At 60.7% G+C, this 6,420-nt stretch carries 4 protein-coding genes; all 4 read left to right on the forward strand.

All coding sequences use genetic code 11. The annotated features are described in order from the left end of the window. On the forward strand, window positions 1-1,970 hold a 1,970-nt coding region (locus tag BUB69_RS28005; protein ID WP_073173503.1), incomplete at its 5' end, for a type VI secretion system Vgr family protein. A 78-nt stretch (window positions 1,971-2,048) separates the two neighbouring features. Continuing rightward, a complete protein-coding gene (locus tag BUB69_RS28010) occupies window positions 2,049-5,987 on the forward strand; it encodes an RHS repeat-associated core domain-containing protein (RefSeq protein ID WP_073173510.1) in 3,939 nt (1,312 codons plus the stop codon). Beyond that, window positions 5,984-6,181, forward strand: coding sequence for a hypothetical protein (locus BUB69_RS28015; RefSeq protein WP_073173507.1), 198 nt, complete (start codon window positions 5,984-5,986; stop codon window positions 6,179-6,181). The genes BUB69_RS28010 and BUB69_RS28015 overlap by 4 nt, the downstream gene beginning before the upstream one ends. Window positions 6,182-6,309: 128 nt before the next feature. Further along, on the forward strand, window positions 6,310-6,420 hold a 111-nt coding region (locus BUB69_RS29825; protein ID WP_425439420.1), incomplete at its 3' end, for a hypothetical protein.

Below are 6,420 nucleotides of genomic sequence, written 5' to 3' on the forward strand. Positions count from 1 at the left end.
GGTTGTTCAACTATGACCTGCAGTTGACCTCCGCCGACGGCTCGCTGGACCTCAACCAGTTGCTCGGCAAGCCGATGTGCCTGTCACTGCAACTGGCGGGCGGCGCTCAGCGGTACTTTCATGGCATCGTTGCGCGCTGCAGCCAGAACGTCACCCGTGACCAGTTCGCCAGTTATCAGGTTACGTTGCGGCCCTGGCTGTGGCTGCTGACGCGCACCTCCGACTGCCGGATTTTCCAGAACCTGACCATCCCGCAGATCATCAAGCAGGTGTTTCGCGACCTGGGGTTCTCGGACTTCGAAGACGCCCTCAGCCGTCCGTACCGCGAGTGGGAATACTGCGTGCAGTACCGCGAGAGCAGCTTCGATTTCGTCAGCCGCCTGATGGAACAGGAAGGCATCTACTATTTCTTCCGCCACGAAAAGGACCGTCATGTCCTGGTGCTGGCCGATGCGTACGGCGCGCATCAACCGGCGCCGGGCTACGAGTCGGTGCCCTATTTTCCGCCGGACGGCCAGCACCGCGAGCGCGATCACATCAACGACTGGCGTCTGGCGCAGGAAGTCCAGCCCGGATCGCTGGAGCTCAACGACTACGATTTTCAGCGCCCCAGCGCCAGCATCGACGTGCGCTCGGCCATGCCGCGCCCGCACACCGCAGGTGACTATCCGCTGTACGACTATCCCGGCACTTACGTGCAGAGCCAGGACGGCGAGCATTACGCGCGCACCCGCCTGGAAGCCCTGCAAAGCCTGCACGAACGCATCGAACTGAGCGGCAACGCACGGGGCCTCGGTGCCGGGCATCTGTTCAGCCTGACCGGCTTCGGTCGTCAGGATCAGAACCGCGAATACCTGATCGTCGGTGCCCGTTACTACGTGGCCCAGGAAAGTCTGGAAAGCGGCGGTTCGGGCGGCGGTGTGCAGTTCGAACTGGGCCTGAGCTGCATCGACGCGCAGCAGAGCTTCCGGCCGCTGGCCAACACCCAGCGCCCCATCGTCAAAGGGCCGCAGACCGCTTTGGTGGTCGGCCCCGCTGGCGAGGAAATCTGGACCGACCAGTTCGGCCGGGTGAAGGTGCATTTCTACTGGGACCGTCACGACCAGTCCAACGAAAACAGCTCGTGCTGGATCCGGGTGTCGCAGGCCTGGGCTGGCAAAAACTGGGGTTCGATGCAGATCCCGCGCATCGGTCAGGAAGTGATCGTCAGCTTTCTGGAAGGCGACCCGGACCGGCCGATCATCACCGGTCGCGTGTACAACGCCGAACAGACCGTGCCCTACGACCTGCCTGCCAACGCCACCCAGAGCGGCATGAAAAGCCGTTCCAGCAAGGGCGGCACACCTGCGAATTTCAATGAAATCCGCATGGAAGACAAGAAAGGCGCGGAGCAGTTGTACATCCATGCCGAGCGTAACCAGGACATTCTGGTCGAGAACGACGAAACCCATTGGGTCGGCCACGACCGCAGTAAAACCATTGATAACGACGAAACCGTGCACGTCAAACACGACCGCACGGAAACAGTCGATAACAATGAAACCATCACTGTGCACGCCAATCGCCGTAAAACGGTAGACCGCAATGAGACAGTGAACATCGGCATGAACAAGTCGGAAACGATTCTCATGGCCTCCTTGCAGAATGTCGGTCTGGGACGAATGGAAAACGTGGGCCTGGGCTACAGCCTCAATGTCGGCATGGCGATGAACACGTTTGTCGGCCTGAGCCAGACGACTCAGGTGATCAAGAAAAAAACGGTGTCGGTGGGTGAAAGCTACACGTTGAGTGTCGGCGGAACCGACGATGGCTCGACCATTACGCTTGACGGCAAAAGCATTCGACTGGGCAGCAAAACCATTGAGGTGGTCGCCGATCAGGAAATTCGCCTCACGTGCGGAAAAAGCACGATCCGCATTACCGCATCCGAAATAGAGATTCTTTCGCCCAATGTCGACATCAACTGCTAGTCCATCCGCCTCCGCCGCTGCTGCGGTGAGCCTCACGCTGAACGGCCCGTGGCGATCGCGCACGACGAGGACGTCGACATGAGTGGCCTTCCCGTTTCCCATGTCGGCGAAAAGGTTGCCGGAGGCGTCATCGCAACAGGATCGCCAACCGTGCATGTCGGCAGCTCAGGCGTCGGCATGGCCGATCGTGTTTCCGCCTGCGTGCCGAATGTGGGTCAGCCCGTCAATCCGATGCTGGGCTGCAAACTGCTGCCTGAAGAGGTCGATTTTTCCCTTGCAGCGCCAGACACCTTCAGTTTTGGACGCGGTTACCTGTCCAGCAATCCGCGGGTCGGCAAGCTGGGTCAGGGCTGGTGGTTGCCGGGCGAAAGCATGGTGCTGGAACTGAGCGCCGAGGCCTGCGTGCTGATCGACGCCCAAGGCAGACGAATCACGTTCCCGGCACTGGCTGCAGGCAAGGAGTTGTACTCGGGAAGCGAGCAGCTATGGCTGCGTCGAGGCGGTGCCGTCCCTGAAGCGCAGTCGCTCCCTGTCTGGAAAGGTCGCTGGGCAGCGGTGCCGAGTGAGTGGCAACGTCATGAAGGCGCAGTAGTGCTGCTGGCTGATGACAGCTACCTCTGTTTCATGCAGCAACCTGACGGCATCTGGCGCTTGCACTCGACGTTTGGGCGCAATGGCTACCGGACCGAGTTCGGCTGGAGCCGTCGTGGCTTTCTCACCAGCATCCGCGACAGTGCCGGACGCAGTTATGTGCTGGTGTATCAGCATGCCTGCGAGCCTCGACAGGGCGATGACGGCATCCGTTTGTGCGGCGTGATCCTTGCCAACCTCGACGGCCCGGTGCCTGAGCATTTCGACCCCCAGGCTTACGGTCACGACTGGCTGGTTCGCTACCAATTCAACGAGGCAGGTGACCTGATTGCGGTGCGCGACCGCGCGGGCGAAATCGTGCGGGTGTTCGCCTGGAACAATCACATTATGGTCGCCCACGGCGAACCCGGCGGCCAGGAAGTGCGTTATGCCTGGGATGTCCACAGCCCCGAGGGCCGGGTCATTCAGCAGAGCGAGGCCGACGGTCTGGTTCGCGAATTCCGTTACTACGCCGACGCCACGGATGTGGTCGACAATCTGGGACGTGTGGAGCGTTACGAATTCAGTGGCGACGCCGGACAGCGGCGCTGGACCGCGCTGGTTCGCGCCGATGGCAGCCGCACCGAATTCGAATACGACCTGTTCGGCCGACTGGTGCTCATGCGCGACCCGCTGGGACGCGAAACGCGCAGGCGGCTCGATGGGCAGGGTCGGCTTCTGGAAGAGCTTTCACCCGGCAAGCGTCGTTATTGCAAGACGCTGGATGAGGAAACCGGTCAGCTCAAGGCCCTGATCGATACGATGGGACGTCAGTGGACATTCGAGCGCGACGCGCGCGGCAATAGGGTGAGCGTCACCGCGCCCACCGGCACGACCCGTTATCACTACGACGATCCGGCCCTGCCTGACAGGCCTACGCGAATCATCGACAGCAAGGGCGGCGTGAAAACGCTGCAATGGAATCGACTCGGCCTGCCCGTCAGCGTGACCGATTGTTCGGCCCAGACCTATCGCTACGAATACGACAGTGAGGGCCGACTGATTGCCGAGACGGACCCGAGCGGACAGGTTTCTCGCAGACACTATGATCTGCTTGGTCAGGTCATCGGCCTGACTTTCGCTGACGGCTCGAGCTTCGTGTACCGATACGATGCCCAGGGCCGACAGACGCATATGGCCGACGCCCAAGGGCACTGCACGCAGTTTTCCTGGGACCGCAACGCACGTCTGCTGAGCGCTAGCGACGCAGCAGGTCACGAGCTGCGCTACCTCTACGACGAGGCAGGCCGTTTGTGCAGTATCACCAACCAGAACGGCGTCCAAGCCCGCTTCGCCTATGACGTGCTTGACCGTCTTGTCGAAGAAACCGGCTTCGACGGACGTCGCCAGCAGTACCGCTACAACCTGGCGGATGAAATGATCACGCGTATCGATGCGGATCACGGTGAAACCCACTATCAGTACAACCGCGACGGACGCTTGCTCAGCACCACCTATCCGGCGACCCAAGGCGCAGCGGCGTTCAGCGAGCAGTATCACTGGATGGCGGACGGCCGCCTCGCGGGTGTCCAGAACCCTGAGTGCGAAGTGCGTTTTGCCTACGACGATGCAGGCAATCTGTGTCTGGAAAATCAGATTCATGCCGACGGCTGGGTCTACAGCGTCGAACACCGACATGATCCTCTGGGCGTACGCGAGAGCAGCCGCTATGGCGATGCGCCCGAGGTGAACTGGCTGACCTATGGTTCGGGGCATCTGCATGGCGTCGTGGCAGGCCATGTCGAGATCGGCTTCGAGCGTGACGCGCTGCATCGCGAGCGTTGCCGGGACGCACGACTCAAGGGCCAGCCACAAACGCTGTTCAATCTGCAATGTGAATACGACCCCACCGGGCGCTTGTCACACAGCCATCTGAAGCTGGCTGCGGCAGAAGAGTGGAAGCGCGGCTACCGCTACGACGGACTGGGCCAATTGAGCCAGATCATCGACAACCAGCACCCGGACCTTCGCTATACCTACGACCTCAGCGGCACGCTGGTGGCCAGCCAACGAGGCAACGCCCTCGAACGACGCTATCGCTTTGACCCGGCGGGCAACCGGCTCGAAACGGATGACGACGGTTCGGGCCAGGTCCAGACCCACTACGAACACAACGAGCTATACCGTTCGGGCTACACAGGCTCCCGTCACGAAACCGCTCAGTTGAATCCGGCAGCAGAACGCTGGGCGGGTAATCGCGTGGAGACATTCCGGGGCAGCACTTACCGCTTCGACGCCTGCGGACAGTTAATCGAACGGACCGACCCGGATGGCAACCGCTTGCGACTGGTTTATGACGGTGCGCAGCGGCTGGTACGCCTGACAAGACAGCGCCCGGATGGTGTGCGTGTAGAGGCACATTATCGCTACGATGCCTTGTCCAGGCGGATAGCCAAAACCGTTCATGTGGGCAAAGCGTCGAGTCTGGTGCGCTACGGCTGGGACGGCGGACGTCAGTGTGCCGAAGCGCGCGCCGAACTACTGCGCACCACTGTGCATGAGCCGAACAGTTTCGTCCCGCTGCTGCGAGTGGATCAGCGCTGCGAACCCGACAGCCCGGAGCTGCTGGCCGTTCGTAAAGACATGGCCGCGGCGGACCAGCCGTTACCCGCGCAATGTCGCCCGACGCTGGGCGAACCGACGATCAGCTTTTTCCATACCGACCACATCGGCACGCCGCTGCAACTGAGCAACGAGCGCGGGCAGCTCATCTGGCAGGCTGGCACCGACGACTGGCGCGCAGTGGCAGACGAACAAGGCTCCACCGATCAGCCGATCCGTTTCCAGGGTCAATACCACGACGAAGAAAGCGGGCTGTACTACAACCATCACCGCTACTACCTGCCTGAAATCGGCCGTTACGCAAGCCAGGACCCGATTGGCTTCAGGGGCGGGCCGAACCCTTATGTCTATGCGCTGAACATCCCTTCCGTGGCCTATGACCCGAGTGGGCTTTTTGTGCCGTTGGTGATTATTGGCGGGATTCTGCTCAAGGCAGCAATCGGTGCGACCGTCGAAGTCGGCATGCAGACGGGCAAGCAGGTGCTGGGGCAGATGAAGGACAACTGGGACAATGATCGGGATCTGACGGATATCAAGTGGAAGTGTATCGACATCAATTACAAGCACGTCGCCGCGTCTGCTGCATTCAGTACCGTCGCTCCAGGCTTGTTTGGATCTGCCAAGACCGTCTTTACATCATCCAAAGCACTGAAAGCGCTATCAGGCCAGGCTGCCAACACGGCTAACCGTGCCGCCAAGCTGGCCGCTCGCAAAGCCGCTCACACGGGCACAATCAAAACAACGGTAGCCAGTCAGGCTATGTGGCAGACCGGCAAAGCCATCGTGAAATGCCCGCTGAAAGATAAAGAAGAGGAATGCCAATGACCACTCTCAAATACATGCTTGGCATGCTGGCCGTGGCCGTTGTATGCGCCTATTTCTACAACATGCTGGAAAAGCATCTGGGGGATACCTGGCTGACCGTCGGGATTTTCGCAATAGTGCTGATCTCCTTGCGCGCAGGGCTGTATTTCTACAGAAAGTCCAAAGGCATCAAGGACACGTGGCCGAATGATTGAGCGCTCCGACGACGCCTGCTCGCTCGTAAAAAACCTCAGGATCAGCGAGAAGATCAGGCAGTTCGCAAGCGTGAACCCACAGACGAGAAGCAAGGGGGTCAACGAAGCATGACAGGACGACATCACCCATGAACTTCCAGCAACTCACCCGCCTGGCACAGGTCACCAGCCCGCTCGGCCCGGACGTGCTGCTGCTCAAGGAAATGAGCGGCGGCGATGAGCTGGGGCGGTTGTTCAAC

Origin of the sequence: Pseudomonas asturiensis (genome assembly GCF_900143095.1) — a bacterium.
GTDB classification, from domain to species: Bacteria; Pseudomonadota; Gammaproteobacteria; order Pseudomonadales; family Pseudomonadaceae; genus Aquipseudomonas; species Aquipseudomonas asturiensis.

Coding starts and splice junctions, on each gene's coding strand:
- BUB69_RS28010 (WP_073173510.1), top strand. CDS start 2,049: ATGAGTGGCCTTCCCGTTTCCCATGTCGGCGAAAAGGTTGCCGGAGGC.
- BUB69_RS28015 (WP_073173507.1), top strand. CDS start 5,984: ATGACCACTCTCAAATACATGCTTGGCATGCTGGCCGTGGCCGTTGTA.